This window comes from Thermostichus sp. OS-CIW-26, from assembly GCF_054058395.1.
Map to the genome: position 1 here is coordinate 87,493 of NZ_JBSSAG010000002.1, position 15,513 is coordinate 103,005.

A 15,513-nucleotide genomic window follows, 5' to 3' on the forward strand; every position below is an offset into this window, starting at 1 on the left:
CTGTTTGTTTCCAAACAGAATGGCGGTATCCCGCAAAGCTTTGAGTAGAATACCCAAAGCGCAGTTTCCGTGTCGTCTTACTACCAATTTTCTGCTTTGCTTTGGCTACCATGTTGGCAGACTCGAAAGTAAACAGAAAGATCAACTGGTAGTAATCCGTACTGAACATATTATACATTATTTTCAGTATAGTTGAGCTTATCATTGACTAGAGTCATGCTCCAAGCATCGGTGAGGGAATAGCCCAACTCCTGCATCATGCGCCGCAGCAGGGGCAAGCTCAGCCCGATAACATTGCCGGGGCACCCCTCGATCCGCTCCACAAACAGGCTGCCGCGGCCATCGATGGCAAAACAGCCAGCACAATTGAGCGGCTCACCGGTGGCCACATAGGCGCGGATTTCCTCGTCGCTGGGCTTGGCAAAAAACACCCGCGTCACCGCATAGTGGGTGAGGCGGCGGTTCTGCTTCGTGTCAATCAAGGCATGGCCTGTGTAGAGCTCTCCCACTTCGCCCCGCATTTGCCGCAGGCGCCGTTCCGCCTCTAGGGCATTGGGCGGCTTACCTAGGATCTCGCCATTTAGGTAGAGCACAGAGTCGGCCCCCACGACCAAGACGGGCTCCGGTTGCTGGGCCGCCACCACTTCGGCTTTCGCCGAGGCCAGCTTCTGCACCAGCTCCACCGGATTAGAGCTCTGGATTTGGCTTTCGTCGAAGTAGCTGGGTTGAACGCGATGGGGGATCCCGGCAGCCTTTAACAATTGGCGGCGGGCAGCGGATTGCGAGGCCAGTACGATAGGAGGCAACATCGACTCAACACCCAAAGCCTGGACGTTTGCTGGATGGAAGTTCGCTCCATGAGCTAGTTTCCATTAGCTTAGTTAGTATGCGCCTGATGGGCGTTGAAAGGAAACTCTCCCGATATCTTCCCAGCCGGATCCTGTTTGTGACCACTGTACCCTCACAGGCCCCCACCCCAACTGATCTCGATCTTGCCCGTTCCGGGATCCTCCAGCGCTATTGGGGGGATCAAGACACCCCGGAAAGCCGCTGGGTGAATTTGTTGGTGGCGGTGTTGGTTTTCTGTTCATCCACCTTCTTTGTGGTGGAAACCTATCCCATTCCCCCTGAGGTACGTCTTGGGCTGGAGCGGGTGGATCGCCTCATTCTCGGCCTGTTTGTGGTGGAATATCTGCTCCGACTGGCAGCGGCCCCGCAGAAGTTGCGCTATGTCGTGAGCTTGTATTCGCTCATCGATTTGCTCGCCATTTTGCCTTTTTTTGCCGGGCTAACCGATATTCGCTTCATTCGCATCTTCCGTTGGTTTCGCATTTTGCGGCTGCTGCGCCTGGTAGAGGGCAAAACCCTGTTTGGGCAAGTGATCTCCGCCGATAGCCGCATTTTGCTGCGCATTTTCTTCACCCTCTTTGCCATTGTTTTCGTCTACTCTGGGCTGATCTATCAGGTAGAACATCCAGTGAATCCTGGTGTTTTTGCCACCTTTTTGGATGCTTTCTACTTTTCCGTCGTTACCATGACCACGGTGGGGTTTGGGGATCTCACCCCCACTTCTGAGCTGGGCCGGCTGCTGACAGTGTTGATGATCTTGACGGGCATAGCCCTGATCCCTTGGCAAGTGGGGGAGTTGATCAAGCAACTGGTAAAAAGCGGCAACTCGGTACAGTGGGCCTGCCCAGGCTGTGGCCTCTCCCAACACGATGGGGATGCCCAATTCTGCAAACGCTGTGGCACACTGCTCTATCCAAGGGATTGAGGCTGTTGGCCAATTTGGGGCAAAGACAGGATAGGCTAGGACGGGTTGCAGGAGGATCTGCGATGTTGGCCCACCCCGAGCTAACCATCCCCGGCAAGCTGAACGTGAAGGCGGGCGTGGCGATGCTGGTTGCCGCCATTGTCCTCGGCTGGATCCTCAGCCAAGTTCAGCCGTTGCCGCTCGCCCCCCAGGAGGCTTCGGGGATCCCTGCCGAGCCCCTCCTCTGGCAGGAGGTGCCCAAACAAAAGTACGCCTGGCACATTTGCTACGCCTTTTTGGGCAACATGGGGTTGATCAACATCGGCGGCGGACTGGCCCTGGTGGTGCTGGGATCCCGCTTTACGGCTGGGCAAATGCTCTCGCAAATTCTCCTGTTGGGGGGAATGCTGCACCCGGCTTCTTGGGCTTTGGTGGCCCTGACGGGGCTGGAAGGGTGGGGCTGGCTGGGTAATGCCGGAGCCGCAGCGGTGGCGGTGGTGGTGATGGTGTTGTTTGTTTACCTGGTCTTGGCCACCTGCCGTTCCCTACAAGCCGTCCGAAGGCTGACCCAATCCCGAACCTGCCGTTAGCCCCAGTTGGGGAAAGCTGAGAAATCGTTTAAGATCGTTAACGGCAACACTCTAAACAACCGGACGGTGCTCTGCATGGCGGTGCAAGAGGAGGTTTTTTTTGAGGGCGGCCCCCACAGTGGCGATTTGGTGTTGAACTCCTTCATTGGGGCTACACTTGTCGGCTTGCCTCTGTTTGTGGGGGCACTGGTGCGCAAGCTGTGGGTACACTATCGGATTACCAATCGTCGCATCACCGTGATCGGGGGGTGGGGCGGCAAGGAGCGCTCAGACGTGATCTACAGCGAGATCGCCAAGGTGGTCATGGTGCCACGGGGCTTGGGCGTGTGGGGAGATATGGTGCTCACCCTCAAGGACGGCAGTCGCCTGGAGATGCGGGCCCTGCCTCGCTTCCGCGAGATCTACAACTACATCAATGAGCGGATCGACGAGAAAGCCAAGCAGGTGAGCGGCCCAATTGGCAAAAAGCGCCGCTCTGCCAAGTCCTGACAGTGCCTGAGCCTTGGGGATCCCTTCCTGTGGCTGTCCCCACTCTTCCCAGCCGGGATCCCGCTTGGCCTGAGCGCCTGGCCCTGGTGCACGAGTACCTGATCTGGCCGGGGGGATCGGAAAAGGTTTTGCAGGAGCTGGTGGCCTTTGCCCCCCAGGCCCCCCTTTACGTTAGTCTCTTCTCGGCTCACACCCTGCCGCCGAGCTGGCAGGAGCTGTCGATTCACACCTCTTTTTTGCAAGGCTGGGCCAAGTGGCTGGGGGTGCTGCGCCCTGATTACCATGCCCGCCTCAAGTATCTGCTGCCCTGGATGCCGTTGGCCTATGAGAGCTTCGACTTTTCGGGGTATGACTGTGTGATCTCCAGCAGCCACGCCTTTGCCAAAGGGATCCTGACGGGAGCCTCTACCCTGCACCTGAGCTACATCCACAGCCCCACCCGTTACCTGTGGGAGAACCGGGAGCTGTATCTGCAGCGAGAAGGGCTGGGGAGAAGCGGGCCTGTTGGCGCAATTGGCCAATGGCTGCTGCACCGCTTGCGCCAATGGGATTTTCTGGCAGCTCAACGTCCAGATCTGTTGATCGCCAACTCCCAGCACATTCGCCGCCGCATTGCCAAGCTCTACCGCCGCGAGGCTGTGGTCATTTATCCGCCCGTTCCGCTGCAGGGGTTGGAGCCGGTGGCGGATCCCAGCGCCGATTATGACCTGGTGGCAGGCCGACTGGTGCCCTACAAACGGGTGGATCTGGCGATTGCCGCCTGTGAACGGCTGGGTCGTCGGCTGCTGGTTGTGGGCGAAGGGCCGGAGCTGGCTCGGCTCAAGCGACTGGCGGGGCCGCAGGTGGAGTTTTTGCCCCATCAGCCCCCCGATCGTTTCCGGGAACTGCTAGCCAATTGCCGGCTGCTGCTGTTCCCCTGGGAGGAGGATTTTGGCCTAGTGGCAGTGGAGGCCCAGGCCTGCGGCCGCCCCGTGGTTGCCCTCAACCGGGGAGGTGCCCAAGAGACGGTCATCCACGGCCAAACCGGCATCCTCATTCCCGAGGCCAGTGTGGAAGCGCTGGTGGAAGGGCTGCGGCAGGCGGATCGACAGGAATGGGATCCGCAGCGGATTCGGGCCCATGCTCTGCAATTTGCCCCAGAGCGGTTTCATGCCCAGCTGGGAGCCCTGTTGCGCTGGGCTTGGCCTCGTTTTCAAGCTGGAGAACGGTTGGATCCCCGAGAATGGAGCGCTCAGTAGGGCCGCCGCTGCACAAAAGTCGGCAACTCAATCCGGTTGCGACTGCCCGTTTCCCCTCCTGCCCGTGAAGCGGCCAAAGCGGAGCGTTTCAGGAGCCTTTCTGTCCGTTGGCGCCAGCCGAGCGGGGCACTTTCTTCCCGCTCGTCCAGGGTGAGCGGCGGGATCCCTGGGGTGGGTGTTCTCCAGGTGGTGGCCGGGGAAGGAGCAGACTCGTCAGCCGCGGCAGGAATCCGTTCCTGGGCCCGATGATTCGACCTGGGCTCGACAACCGCTGGCTGAGGGGAAGCGGAGGCCGACTGACGCAGTGTGGCCAGTTGCTCTTCCAGTTCTTGATTGCGCTGCTGCAGCAGGGCCACTTCCTTTTCTTGGGTTTGCGCGTAGGCGTGGGCCTGCACACACTCGGTTTTCAAAGCCATCACCTGCTGCTGCAACTTCTCGATTTGCTTTTGGCTGACCAGATGATGGGCCTCGGCCAGTTCTCGCCCCCGCCGGGCTGCTTCCAGGCTTTCTCGGGTGTCCTGCACCTGCTGCTGAACTTCCTGCCACTGGGCAAGGGTGGGACGCTGGGCCAACTCTTGCATGAGCTGATCCCGCTCGGCTCGCAAAGCACCAAGCTCGCGGGTCAAAGCCTGCACCTGCTCCTCCAGGGCAAGGATTCGCTGCACCTGTGAGGACTCTGTTTCCCTGAGGTGGGCGGCCTGGGCTGCTTCCGCTTCCAGCTTGGCAATCTGTTGGGCTTGCTCGGCCTGCTGCCGCTGACTCTGCTGCAGCTCTTCCAGCAAGGTGGCCCGCTCGGCCTTAGCAAAAGAGGCCTGTTGGCGCAGATGATCCAGCTCCGCCTGCAAGCGTGCCCATTGCTCTGGGGTAGGACGCTCTTCCAGTTCGCGAATACGTTGCCGGGCGGTGTTCAGGTCAGCTTCCATGTGTGCCTTTTCGGTTTCCAGATGGGTCTTCAAGCGCTGCCATTCGGCTTCCGCTTGGCGGTGGGCAGCCTCTAGCTCCGCCCGTAGGGTTTCCAGTTCTTGTGCAGAAGGTCGAGCAGCCAACTCTTGGATTTGCGCTTGCAATTGTGCTTTTTCCTCCTCTAGCTGCTGTACACGGAGCTGCAGTTGGGCTTGCAAAAGCTGCACCTGCGGCAACTTGACGGCGTATTCTCCCAATTGGTTGGCCTGCTGTTTCAGCTCCAGGAGCTCCTGCTGCAGTTGGTAAAATCGGGCCGGATCGACGCGCCGCTGCAATTCCGCCTTGAGGGTTTCAATTTCCGTCTGACTGGTTTGCAACTGCTGCTGCAGAATGTGGTAGTGCTCCAGCGTTGGACGGCGCTCCATTTCCCACAGGAGATTCTGCAGTTCTTCGATGTGCTGTTGCTGAAGCTGAAAAGCCTCTGGGGTAGGGCGCTGGGCCAGCCGCGCTTTCTCCTCTTGACACGCTTGCAAAGCTTGATCCCGCTCTTGAATCTGGGCCTGTGCTTCCAGCAGTTGATGTTCCAGGCGATGGATGCACTCAATCTGCTGCAATGACAGCGCTTCCGATTCGGCGAGGGATCGCTCTAGGTTGCGCACCCGCGCCCGCAAGGCTTTTAGCTCCTCTTCCCCTTCCATATCCAGGCTGCTCGACAGGTTATGGGCCTTACTGTAGCAGATGGTCTGGATGAAAATCCAGCTCGCCACTATCTGTAGTGTAAATTTTTAGCTTTTCCCAGAACCAACACTAACTCTGTTGCCCCCGCCCTCTATACTGAGAAGGTGAGTTTTCAGATGAACCCTGTGATGAAGCTGGGATCCAAACCTTGGGGATGGGTGCTGGGCCTGCTGGGCGTGGCCTTGGTCGGTTGTGGTGCCGATGCGCTGACGGCCAGTACTCCGCTGCCGCCTTTGATCACCAGCAGCGATATTCCTTCTGTGGTGAATCGGAACGGCTTTTTGGAGCTGGGGGTCTCGGTATCGGTGCCGGGGCGGATCCCGGCGGAGCTGGCGTTTCAGGTGTCGTGGTCAGGGATCGAGGTGCAGACGCTATCGGCAGCCCAGGTGAATTGTGTGTCTGGAGAGGAGTTCTGTACAACCCGCTTCCGCATTCGCCCTCCCCTGAGCTTGGTGCCCGGCTCCTACCTGCTCAGCTTGCGGGTCTTCGACCGGTTGGGTCAAAGTGCTGCGGTGACCGGGACGGTGCTGCTCAGGGATCCCTGAGGTCGCCCTATCCTTGCCCAGCCTTGAGAAAGCGGTGCGGTTCCCGTTCCCATAAGCATTGCGTAGCAGTAGGTAGCAGTATGAGGTGCCGTAGGCATAGCACCTGATACATTTACGCTGAACACTGCTGAACATCACTGTTCAACTATGCAGCGATAGCATTCTGTTTGTTTCCATTCGCGTCAGCGGGACGGAGTCCAAACAGAATGGCGGTATCCCGCAAAGCTTTGAGTAGAATACCCAAAGCGCAGTTTCCGTGTCGTCTTACTACCAATTTTCTGCTTTGCTTTGGCTACCATGTTGGCAGACTCGAAAGTAAACAGAAAGATCAACTGGTAGTAATCCGTACTGAACATATTATACATTATTTTCAGTATAGTTGAGCTTATTATTGACTAGAGTCATGCTCTGCCCAAGCTTTGAATGGGTAAGGGATCCCTTCAGCGGGGGGGAAATACTTTTTGGCGAACATCGTCGGCGAAAGCTTCCACCGCTTCTCGGATCGCCTGTCTCAAATTGGTATAGGCCTTGGCAAAAGGGGGGAGCCGCTCGCTCAGCCCCAGCAGGTCGTGGGTGACCAAAATCTGACCATCGCAGGCCGGCCCGGCTCCAATGCCCAGGGTTGGGATCCCCACCTGGGCTGAGATTTGGGCAGCCAATTCCGCCGGCATGTGCTCCAGAACCAGGGCAAATGCCCCTGCTTGTTCCAGGCTGAGGGCCTCTTGTCGCAGACGCTCCGCCTCCGGAGTGGTTTTTCCCTGCTGGCGATAGCCTCCCAGTTGATGTTTGGCCTGCGGAGTGAGGCCGATATGACCCAAAACCGGGATCCCCCGCTGCACCAGAAAGGCCACCGTTTCCACCATGTCGGGGTAGCCCCCCTCCAGCTTGACCCCGTTGACTCCTGCCTCCTTCATCAACCGCCCTGCTGAGAGGAGAGCTTGTTCTTTGTGGACTTGATAAGTCAAGAAGGGCAAGTCGGCCACCAAAAAGGCCCGTTCTACCCCGCGGCGCACCGCCTGGGCGTGATGGAGCATCTGTTCCAGCGTCAGGGGCAGGGTGCTGGTATACCCCAAGTGGGTCATGGCCAAGCTGTCGCCCACCAGGATCAAGTCGATCCCAGCCTGATCCAAAATCTGAGCGGTGGCGTAGTCGGCAGCCGTGAGGGCCACCAAAGGTTGACCCGCCTGTTTGGCCTGGCGAAAGTGGTGAATGGATAGAGCAGCCATATCCCTATGATCTCATCTGGGCGTTCCCGCCAGCGGTGCGGAGCACTTTCCCATCAACCGCATCCCGTGGGGGAAGCAAGCTTGGCTTTGAGGCTGGGAAGAAGCAGGAGACTCGGTTTGCCGTTAAGATGGTAAAGCCCCACAGCTGACTGGAAGGGTGACAGAGTGGTTGATTGTGACGCTCTCGAAAAGCGTTGTGACTGCAAGGTCACCGTGGGTTCGAATCCCACCCCTTCCGTCTTCAGGCATACAGTTTTAGAACGCCTTTTTAGAACGCCTTGCCCAGCTAGGGCCTCTGGGATTTTTGGGGATCCCACCCAAGCCCTTCGCATCAGCGGTGCGGTTCCCCCATAACACTTTGGCATGGAGCCAAGGTCAAGGTTGGATGGGGTTCTTGGCCTTTCTTCTAGAGTCTTATGTTCACCGCTCCTGCTCTCTCTGCCCAACTGCATCCGCTCATTCAGGGCTTATCTGAGGCAATCCTGAACGTTTGGGGATCTACCCTCACCCTAGCCCCCTATCCTCTGCCTGAAGATCTGGGCTACGTGGAAGGCCGCCTAGAGGGCGAAAAATTGCAAATTGAAAACCGCTGCTACCAAGGGGATCCCTTTCGCAAACTGCACCTGGAGCTGGCCCAGGCCGGGCAGAGCCTGGATATTCTCCATTGCGTTATGTTTCCGCAGCCGCAGTACCCGCTGCCGCTGTTCGGTTGCGACATTGTGGTCGGTCGCGGACAGGTGAGCGCCGCCATTGTCGATCTCTCGCCGGTGACCCCCAGCTTGCCCGATCTCTATATCCAGGAGCTGGAAGCGTTGGGATCCCATCTGGCCCCTTTCCAACACCGGCGCCGGTTGCCGGAGTGGGGCACGATTTTTTCTCCCTACTGTCTGTTCGTGCGTCCTGCCGACGAAGCAGAGGCCGAGCGCTTTTTGCACTTTGCCCGCCGTTTCCTGGAAATTCACTGCCGGCTGGCGCAGCAGATCCCCCCACAGACGGATCCCGGCCAGATTTTGGCCCACTACCAGGGGCAGCAGCGCTATTGCAGCCAGCAACAGCAGAACGACCGCACCCGCCGCGTTTTGGAAAAAGCCTTCGGTCCCGCCTGGGCAGAGCGCTACATGAACACCGTCCTTTTCGATTTGCCTCCCAGTCCCGTGCAGATCTAGGCGGGATCCCCTTGCAGCCGCTGCTGGATGCTCAACGCCAATTTTTGCCCTAAGAACTCCGGCATGGTTGGAGTTGAATCCGGCCCTAGCAAGTAAAAAATGAAGCGCGTCTGCTTGCGGCGGAGCATCAAATTGAGGTTAACAACGGTCAAATCCTCCTGCGCAAGAACCGTCATCACCCGGTAAAACGCGCCCGGCTGGTTGTCCACATCCACCAAAAGTGTGGGCAAATGAAACACCGGGTCAAAATAAAAAGAAACCTGCACGTCTTTTAGTCCGGCCTTGAGATCAAACTCCAGCGCCAAGGTTTCATGAACGCGAAACACACCCGCCAGGCATTCGTGAATAGCCCGTTCTAGGCTGAGCTTGGTTTGGGAAGATAGGCTGTGGCCATCGCGGGAGACAATGGTGCGGATAAACACCAGGTGCGGTGAGTAGATCTGCCCATAGAGATGAATGCCATGCACCGAGAGATTAAAAGCAGTGAACACCCCAAACAGATCGCTGAGCAGGGAAGGTCGATTACGGTAGGCCAGACAAACCACCGTCTTGCGACCTTCGTCCTGCATCTGTACCACCGCCTTGCGGGTCTGGTAGAGGGTGTAAGCCAAGCGCAGATTTTGGGCCTGTACCTCGCTGCTGACAAACTGGCTGTAAAAAGGCGGAAAGCTCTGGTTAAAACGCCGCATCAGAGCGGATCGCGTCAGCGGGACGGAGTCCTTGCGGGTGCTGACTTTGAGCGGCTGAAGATCTTCATGGGCAGCCCTCTTCCGCGCTTCCCGATCCCCGGCAACTCCTAGAGAAGCCACCTTGGGCTGGGGAGTGCCCTGCTGTGCTGATTGCTCATCAGTTGACATCGACCTCGCCACCTGCGTTGCTCCTTCTCCATCGTTGCTCAGTACGCCCCAGCCAAACCCCATCTATCCGCAAAATCACTGAGGCTCGGAACGAATGTCAACGCTGCATCCAATTCTTGTTCAATGCTTTTGGACTTAATCTATCTCACAGGGCTGAGCTGGTCATCCAAAGAGCCGCTGAGGGGCATCCCCCAATTGGGGGGATCCTTCCCTTCTTCGCTGCTGAACCGACGCTGTGAGCCTTTCAATCCCAGAATAGCCAGAATAAGCCTAAACTATGAATTGAGCAGAGCGCTGCAATTTTTGATATAAAGTGCCGCATTGAGTGCTGGCCGGCTGGGTGACATGAAGCGCTATCTTGTTGGCCATCACTTTGGTTTTTCCCTAGGTTTGTGAAGGGATCCCTGTGAGCAGAACTGTTGCCAATCCCACTCCGTTTTCGCCCGCACAAGCGCCGGACCCCGCTGGTGCTTGGTGGGATCTCAGTCTCATCACTTCCCCTGCCCAAGAAGACCTGATCTTTTGGCGGCTGGAGAGTTTTGGCTGTCGGGGCATGACCAGCCAAGCCTATGGCGAAGATCAGATTTGCATTCACGCCTATTTGCCTTGGCCTCACGTCAGCCTCCTGGATTTGGCAGCCCTCTCCCTGCGCCTGCAGCAAGATGCCCTCATTGCCGGTCAGCGGGTTCCGAAGCTGCGCTGGGAACGCATAGAGGCGGAAGATTGGAGCAGCAGTTGGAAGCAGCACTGGCAGCCCCAATGGGTCGGGGATAAGTTGCTCATTTGTCCGGCCTGGCTGGAGCCGCCCCCTCACCCCGGTCGGCACCTGTTGCGGCTGGATCCCGGTATGGCCTTCGGCACGGGCACTCACCCCACCACGCAGCTCTGTCTGGAGTCGCTGGAGATGCGCCTGGAGGGCGGCGGGGGTGCCGAGGGAGTGACTGTGGCCGATGTGGGCTGTGGATCCGGGATTCTGTCGTTGGCGGCGGCCCTGTTGGGGGTGAAGCGGGTGTTTGCGGTGGACATCGACCCCCTGGCGGTGCAAGCCACGATGCACAACCGCGATCTCAACGGCCTGACGGATCGCATTGTGGTCGCTCAGGGCAGCCTGGAGCATATTCCCGAAATGGTGGATGGGCTGGTGTGCAACATCCTGGCAGATGTGATCCTGGATATGATCCCGGAGTTTCGGCTGGTGGTGAAGGAGGGGGGATGGCTGATCCTCAGCGGCATCCTCATCGAGCAGGCCAAGTTGGTGGCGGAGATGCTGGAGGCCAACGAATGGGTGGTGGCAGCCCTCTGGCGACGGGGGGAATGGTGTTGTCTGAACGCACGCATGACCTGAGCGCTTTGCCCCGATTGGCGATTGACCCAGCGCAGCGGGATCCCAGCGGTGTTCTCCATTTAACTGGTCTGCAACAGCACTACTTGCAGCGGGTACGCCGCCTCAGGCCAGGGGATCCCTTTTTGGTTTTGGACGGCTCAGGCAAGCTGTGGGCGGCCCGTTGGCAAGCCCAGGGATCCCGAGTTGTGGGCGAGGTGGAGGTGCTGCCGCGGGAATTGCCTGTTTCTTTGCATCTGGGCTTGGCAGTGGTCAAAGGGCAGGGGTTTGACGAGGTGCTCCGCCAGGTTACCGAGCTGGGGGCGGCGCGCATTACTCCCCTGCTGACAGAGCGCACCGTGTTGGAACCGGGATCTGGGCGGCAGGAACGCTGGCAAAAAATTGTGCGGGAGGCCGCAGAACAATGTGAGCGGTTGCGCTGGCCTCAGGTCGATCCCCCCACCCCTTGGACAAGTTGGCTGGCGGAGCTGCAAGCCGTTCGCGCTACTCGGACGGAGTCCTTTTGGTGGGGTATAGCCGTGGCTCGGCACAAAGCGCCCCCGCTGGTGCAAGCCCTGCCAAAGCTCAGGGATCCCGTCTTGGCCATAGCCATCGGCCCAGAGGGGGGCTGGACCGTTGCCGAACGTCGGCAAGCTGAGGAATATGGGGGAGTGTCCGTCTCCCTTGGCCCTACCATCTTGCGAGCTACCACCGCCGCTGTTGTTGCCACCAGCCAAATTGCTGCCACCTACTCCTGGTTGGACTCGAGCTTGGATCGGGGTCATTTGGCTCCGCTAGCGACGGGGAGTGTTGTCGCCGATAATCAATAACTAGGCCGTTTGCGTCAGCGGGACGGAGTCCTTTGACGAGAACAGCCATTGGCATAGCAGGCGGCCAGGCCCACCCCAGGGAGGGAGAACGAGAATGGAGATGATCCAGGCGGTGCGGGGCACCCGAGATATTCTGCCGCAGGAGGTGCGGCTCTGGCAGCAGGTGGAGGCCAGCGCCCGAGAGATCCTGGGACGGGCCAACTACCAAGAAATTCGCACCCCCATCCTGGAGTTGACGGAGCTCTTTGCCCGCAGCATTGGCAGTGCCACCGACGTGGTGGGCAAGGAGATGTACTCCTTCAGCACCCGTGGCGAGCAAGAGGTGAGCCTGCGTCCCGAGAACACGGCGGGCGTGGTGCGGGCCTACATTCAGCACGGGCTGCAAACGGCTGGAGATGTGCAACGCCTCTGGTATTGTGGGCCGATGTTTCGCTATGAGCGTCCCCAGGCGGGGCGGCAACGCCAGTTCCACCAGTTGGGGGTAGAGCTGCTGGGCAGCCGGGATCCCCGCGCCGATGCGGAAGTCATCGCCTTGGCCTGGGAGCTGTTGCAAGCGGTGGGGGCGGAGAACCTGAGCTTGCGGCTCAATTCCCTGGGGGATCTGCAGGATCGGCGGGCCTATCGCCAGGCCCTGGTGGACTACCTCACTCCCTTGCGGGAGAAGCTGGATCCTGACTCACAAGAGCGTCTCACCCGCAACCCGCTGCGCATTCTAGACAGCAAGGATCCCCGCACCCGCGAGATTGCCGAGGGGGCCCCCAAGCTGCCGGATTACCTCGGCCCAGAATCGCGGGCTTTCTTCGAGCAGGTGCAAGATCACCTGCAGATGTTGGACATTCCCTACCAGTTGGATCCCTACTTGGTGCGGGGCCTGGACTACTACACCGACACCGCCTTTGAGATCGTCTCACCTGACTTGGGATCCCAGAGTACCGTCTGTGGGGGCGGTCGCTACGACGGCTTGGTGGAAGAGCTGGGCGGGCCTTCAACCCCAGCGGTGGGCTGGGCCATCGGCATGGAGCGGCTGGTGCTGCTGTTGCAAAAGAAACAAGGGGAGGCTCCGCCAGCACCGGTCGAGGTTTACGTGATCTCCCGTGGGGCGAAGGCTGAGGCCCAATCCCTCCGGATCGCTCAAGCGCTGCGCCGAGCCGGTTTCTGCACCGAGCTGGATCTGAGCGGCAGCGCCTTTGGCAAGCAGTTCAAACGGGCCAGCCGCAGCGGCGCAACTTGGGCTGTTGTGCTAGGGGATGCGGAAGCTGCAGCCGGAGAGGTACAGCTTAAGCACCTGCCTACAGGGCAACAGCAAACCCTTTTGCAAGCCGATCTGATTCAGTATCTGGCATCCCATTCGGGTCAGCAGTGCGGAGCACCTAAGGTGATGGAGCCATGTTGAATTTTTGGGTTCGGCGGGACGGCCAGGAAGACTGGCAGCCAGTACCAGCCGAGGGAGCAGTTCTGGAAGAAGATACCTACACCATTGTTGCCCGTTCGCCCCAGCCCCACTTCACCATCACGGTGGAAGTCCGGCAGCGTCCTCTAGGGCCACAGAATCAGGGCCCCAACACCGGCACGACTCCTCCACAGGTCCAAACCCGTTCTGTGCGCACCAACGATGAAGGGATCGGCATTATTTTGCCTGCCAGCCGCCTCACCCCTGGGTTTTGGGAATTGCACTGCCGAGATGCCGACTTGATCGCAGAACTGTTCGGTGAAACCGAGTTGGACAATTGTCTCCGTTTTCAGGTTGTGCCTGCCCCTCTGGAGCCGGAACGAGGGATCCCTGCCCCGGTGGCTGAAGAGGCCGGGTTTGAGCCCCCCCAGAAAAAAGAGGTCGCCATCCCGCCAGAGCTGTTTTCCCTAATGCACAGTGAATTGGAGGGATCCCCGGAGGAGGTGCTGGTGTTGACGGGGCGGATCGGCTGCAGCGGCGAGCTGCGGGTACGGGTTTGGCAGGAAGGCGAGGAGAGCACGGTTTTCGAGGGGCAACGGCTAATTCAATTTCCCGCTGAAGCCCGAACGGCGGTGTTCAGCATTCCCATCACCCTGCCAAGCCGCGTTTGGACCCGTCCTTTGCGGGGGGAACTGGCCCTCACTCCCTCTTCCTGGCGGGATGCAGACCGGCCTTCCCAGCCCTTGACGATTCCGTTTTCCGTCCGCTGTCGAGACCTTCGCGTCAGCGTTGCGGAGCAACAAGGCGGAGAGCTGCCTCCCGCCTCCCCTCCGCGTCAGTATTGGGGAGCAACAAACATCCCACTGGCCCGGTTGCGGGAAGACCCCCCCTTAACCTTGCTGTCTCCCGAACGCACCCTGCAAAAGCTGTTGCGCATCTGGCAACACAGCGCCCCCATTTCCGTCAGCGTTGCCGAGCAACAGCGAGAGGAGGACTCAGCTTCGCCCGTTCAGCCCGCCGAGACCCAAGCCCTCCGCTCCTTCCCGGAAAAGGATCCCCTGCCATCTGCGCCCAACCCCTCCGCTCAGCCCCTACCCGAAGCAGAGACGGCAGAGTTGCCATCGCCCATCTCCTCCCCTTCCCCACCACCCCAAGCTGAGGCCATCTTGCCAACGCAAGCGGCAGCCGGGATCCCGAGTAGCCCTGTAGCTCCCTCTGAAAACTCGCTGCTGCCCCCCGCTCCGCCTGGGGTTTGTCCAACTCCCCAACTGGTGGTGCCCGAGCAACTCCGAGCCGGAGACAATTTCGATGTGGTGTTGCGCTTGCCCCCCACGACCAACCCTGCTGCAGGCCATCAAGCCCCTTTTTGGATCAAGTTTTGGGTGAAGCACGGGCGCACCCGCTCGTTGGTGGATGGCCCCCGTTGGTTGCTGGACTTCTCCCGTGACGAGCAGGGGCAGTGGCAAGCCCTCACCCGCATGACCATCCCTCCCGGAGTCCCTGAGCTGATCTTTGAAGCTTGGGCCGTCAGCCCGGATCGTCAGCAGCAGAGTGACCGAGTTACAGAGCGCCGCTCCATACTGCCTTGAAGCCTGGCTCAGTCGCTGTCTTGGACGGAGCGCACCATCAGCACTGGGCAGCCGATGTGCACCCGCACATAGTCGGAGATGGAACGCCCCAGCAGCCGATCCAAATCGGGAATGCTGCGGGCAATGGTAGGTCGGCGGTCAGGGGATCCCATCACCAGCAGATCGGCGTTGCTCTCGGCGGCTAAGCGGACAATTTCTGTGCCCGGATCCCCGACGGCAGTTAACACTTGGTGGCCGATTTGCCGGCTTTTGAGGGTATCGATTGCCCGATCTAGAGCCTCATCTCTACCTGGGTTGTCGGCATCCAACTGCACAGAGGCCAGGAAGATCTGGGCCCCTTGAATGCCGGAGATCAAGTCAAGGGCCGTGGCAAAGGCGGCCTGGGCGGCGGGGGAGTTGTTGAGGGCCACCATGACGTGGCTGGGGTATTTGACGTAGGCGTCGTCTTTGACCAGCAGCATGGGGCAGGAGGCAAGCTGGAACACGTATTGGCTCACCGAGTTCTGCAAAATGGCCATGATGCGGTTGCGCCCCCGCGATCCCATGACAATCAGGGGATTGGGTAGAGATTCAGCCACCTGCAGCACCACCACCTTGGGATCCCCTTCCACCAGTTGGGTGCTGATCTTTAGCCCTGGGCGGGGGGGGAAAGTCTGCAGGGTTTGGGCCAGCAGTTCCTGCCCCTTTTGCCAGGCAGCCCGCATCTCCTCGGCAGAGGTCTGGGAAGGCACCGCATGCAGCAATGTCACGTGGCACTGGGCAAAGGCCGGCAGAGACAGAAGGGTATGCACCATTTGCTCGGTGGGGCCGCTGCCGTCGATAGCGGCAATGAGGTTCTCAAATCGAGGCATGGGATCCGTTCTCCGGGCCGTAGTTTG

General features: G+C 59.5%; 15 protein-coding genes and 1 tRNA gene. 11 read left to right on the top strand and 5 right to left on the bottom strand.

The genetic code is table 11. The features are described from left to right. Nucleotides 1-170 precede the first annotated feature (170 nt). Nucleotides 171-809 carry a Maf family protein gene (locus tag ACVW0C_RS01415; RefSeq protein ID WP_457384096.1) on the bottom strand — a complete coding sequence of 213 codons (639 nt, stop codon included), beginning with the start codon at nucleotides 807-809 and terminating at the stop codon, nucleotides 171-173. A gap of 137 nt (nucleotides 810-946) precedes the next feature. Between ACVW0C_RS01415 and ACVW0C_RS01420 the strand changes: the two genes are divergently transcribed. The 4 genes from ACVW0C_RS01420 to ACVW0C_RS01435 all read left to right on the top strand — a co-directional run bounded on the left by ACVW0C_RS01420 (nucleotide 947) and on the right by ACVW0C_RS01435 (nucleotide 4,070). Continuing rightward, a complete protein-coding gene (locus ACVW0C_RS01420) occupies nucleotides 947-1,774 on the top strand; it encodes an ion transporter (RefSeq protein ID WP_457384097.1) in 828 nt (275 codons plus the stop codon). A 62-nt stretch (nucleotides 1,775-1,836) separates the two neighbouring features. Then, a complete protein-coding gene (locus tag ACVW0C_RS01425; protein WP_011432348.1) occupies nucleotides 1,837-2,343 on the top strand; it encodes a hypothetical protein in 507 nt (168 codons plus the stop codon). Between the two features lie 75 nt (nucleotides 2,344-2,418). Further along, on the top strand, nucleotides 2,419-2,832 hold the full coding sequence (locus ACVW0C_RS01430) for a PH domain-containing protein (protein ID WP_414331919.1): 414 nt from the start codon (nucleotides 2,419-2,421) through the stop codon (nucleotides 2,830-2,832). Nucleotides 2,833-2,861: 29 nt separating this feature from the next. Next, the gene (locus ACVW0C_RS01435) at nucleotides 2,862-4,070 is read left to right on the top strand and encodes a glycosyltransferase (RefSeq protein ID WP_414344757.1); all 1,209 of its coding nucleotides are present in this window, start codon (nucleotides 2,862-2,864) and stop codon (nucleotides 4,068-4,070) included. Here the strand turns inward: ACVW0C_RS01435 and ACVW0C_RS01440 are convergent. Next, on the bottom strand, nucleotides 4,064-5,740 hold the full coding sequence (locus tag ACVW0C_RS01440; protein ID WP_457384098.1) for a hypothetical protein: 1,677 nt from the start codon (nucleotides 5,738-5,740) through the stop codon (nucleotides 4,064-4,066). The genes ACVW0C_RS01435 and ACVW0C_RS01440 overlap by 7 nt on opposite strands. An 87-nt stretch (nucleotides 5,741-5,827) precedes the next feature. Between ACVW0C_RS01440 and ACVW0C_RS01445 the strand changes: the two genes are divergently transcribed. Then, nucleotides 5,828-6,256, top strand: coding sequence for a hypothetical protein (locus ACVW0C_RS01445; RefSeq protein ID WP_457384099.1), 429 nt, complete (start codon nucleotides 5,828-5,830; stop codon nucleotides 6,254-6,256). Nucleotides 6,257-6,696: 440 nt separating this feature from the next. Here ACVW0C_RS01445 and panB read toward each other — a convergent pair whose 3' ends face one another. Next, nucleotides 6,697-7,482: a 3-methyl-2-oxobutanoate hydroxymethyltransferase gene (gene panB, locus ACVW0C_RS01450; protein ID WP_011432343.1), complete on the bottom strand. Its 786-nt coding sequence runs from the start codon at nucleotides 7,480-7,482 to the stop codon at nucleotides 6,697-6,699. Between the two features lie 151 nt (nucleotides 7,483-7,633). Here panB and ACVW0C_RS01455 point away from each other — a divergent pair. Both ACVW0C_RS01455 and ACVW0C_RS01460 read left to right on the top strand, forming a co-directional pair. Next, nucleotides 7,634-7,720, top strand: a tRNA-Ser gene (locus tag ACVW0C_RS01455). A 178-nt stretch (nucleotides 7,721-7,898) separates the two neighbouring features. Continuing rightward, nucleotides 7,899-8,648, top strand: coding sequence for a phycocyanobilin:ferredoxin oxidoreductase (locus tag ACVW0C_RS01460; RefSeq protein WP_457384100.1), 750 nt, complete (start codon nucleotides 7,899-7,901; stop codon nucleotides 8,646-8,648). Here ACVW0C_RS01460 and ACVW0C_RS01465 read toward each other — a convergent pair. After that, nucleotides 8,645-9,505 (bottom strand): hypothetical protein, encoded by an 861-nt coding sequence (locus ACVW0C_RS01465; protein ID WP_457384101.1) that lies wholly within the window; start codon nucleotides 9,503-9,505, stop codon nucleotides 8,645-8,647. The two genes, ACVW0C_RS01460 and ACVW0C_RS01465, sit on opposite strands and share 4 nt — an antisense overlap. A gap of 406 nt (nucleotides 9,506-9,911) precedes the next feature. On the opposite strand from ACVW0C_RS01465, the gene prmA reads away from it, so the two are divergent. From prmA to ACVW0C_RS01485, 4 genes are all read left to right on the top strand, one after another. Next, complete coding sequence (gene prmA, locus ACVW0C_RS01470) at nucleotides 9,912-10,850, top strand: 50S ribosomal protein L11 methyltransferase (RefSeq protein WP_457384102.1); 939 nt, start codon at nucleotides 9,912-9,914, stop codon at nucleotides 10,848-10,850. After that, on the top strand, nucleotides 10,820-11,656 hold the full coding sequence (locus ACVW0C_RS01475; protein WP_457384103.1) for a 16S rRNA (uracil(1498)-N(3))-methyltransferase: 837 nt from the start codon (nucleotides 10,820-10,822) through the stop codon (nucleotides 11,654-11,656). The genes prmA and ACVW0C_RS01475 overlap by 31 nt, the downstream gene beginning before the upstream one ends. Nucleotides 11,657-11,750: 94 nt before the next feature. Beyond that, nucleotides 11,751-13,049, top strand: a complete 1,299-nt coding sequence (hisS, locus tag ACVW0C_RS01480; protein WP_457384104.1) for a histidine--tRNA ligase — start codon at nucleotides 11,751-11,753, stop codon at nucleotides 13,047-13,049. Beyond that, nucleotides 13,043-14,635 (top strand): hypothetical protein, encoded by a 1,593-nt coding sequence (locus tag ACVW0C_RS01485; RefSeq protein WP_457384105.1) that lies wholly within the window; start codon nucleotides 13,043-13,045, stop codon nucleotides 14,633-14,635. The genes hisS and ACVW0C_RS01485 overlap by 7 nt, the downstream gene beginning before the upstream one ends. An 8-nt stretch (nucleotides 14,636-14,643) precedes the next feature. Here ACVW0C_RS01485 and ACVW0C_RS01490 read toward each other — a convergent pair whose 3' ends face one another. Further along, nucleotides 14,644-15,486 carry a universal stress protein gene (locus tag ACVW0C_RS01490; protein ID WP_457384106.1) on the bottom strand — a complete coding sequence of 281 codons (843 nt, stop codon included), beginning with the start codon at nucleotides 15,484-15,486 and terminating at the stop codon, nucleotides 14,644-14,646. Nucleotides 15,487-15,513 lie beyond the last annotated feature (27 nt).

What these genes read in the sequence shown, in the direction of transcription:
- ACVW0C_RS01415 (WP_457384096.1), bottom strand. Translation starts at nt 809, where the DNA reads ATGTTGCCTCCTATCGTACTGGCCTCGCAATCCGCTGCCCGCCGCCAA.
- ACVW0C_RS01425 (WP_011432348.1), top strand. Translation starts at nt 1,837, where the DNA reads ATGTTGGCCCACCCCGAGCTAACCATCCCCGGCAAGCTGAACGTGAAG.
- ACVW0C_RS01430 (WP_414331919.1), top strand. Translation starts at nt 2,419, where the DNA reads ATGGCGGTGCAAGAGGAGGTTTTTTTTGAGGGCGGCCCCCACAGTGGC.
- ACVW0C_RS01445 (WP_457384099.1), top strand. Translation starts at nt 5,828, where the DNA reads ATGAACCCTGTGATGAAGCTGGGATCCAAACCTTGGGGATGGGTGCTG.
- panB (WP_011432343.1), bottom strand. Translation starts at nt 7,482, where the DNA reads ATGGCTGCTCTATCCATTCACCACTTTCGCCAGGCCAAACAGGCGGGT.
- ACVW0C_RS01460 (WP_457384100.1), top strand. Translation starts at nt 7,899, where the DNA reads ATGTTCACCGCTCCTGCTCTCTCTGCCCAACTGCATCCGCTCATTCAG.
- ACVW0C_RS01465 (WP_457384101.1), bottom strand. Translation starts at nt 9,505, where the DNA reads ATGTCAACTGATGAGCAATCAGCACAGCAGGGCACTCCCCAGCCCAAG.
- ACVW0C_RS01475 (WP_457384103.1), top strand. Translation starts at nt 10,820, where the DNA reads ATGGTGTTGTCTGAACGCACGCATGACCTGAGCGCTTTGCCCCGATTG.
- hisS (WP_457384104.1), top strand. Translation starts at nt 11,751, where the DNA reads ATGGAGATGATCCAGGCGGTGCGGGGCACCCGAGATATTCTGCCGCAG.
- ACVW0C_RS01485 (WP_457384105.1), top strand. Translation starts at nt 13,043, where the DNA reads ATGTTGAATTTTTGGGTTCGGCGGGACGGCCAGGAAGACTGGCAGCCA.
- ACVW0C_RS01490 (WP_457384106.1), bottom strand. Translation starts at nt 15,486, where the DNA reads ATGCCTCGATTTGAGAACCTCATTGCCGCTATCGACGGCAGCGGCCCC.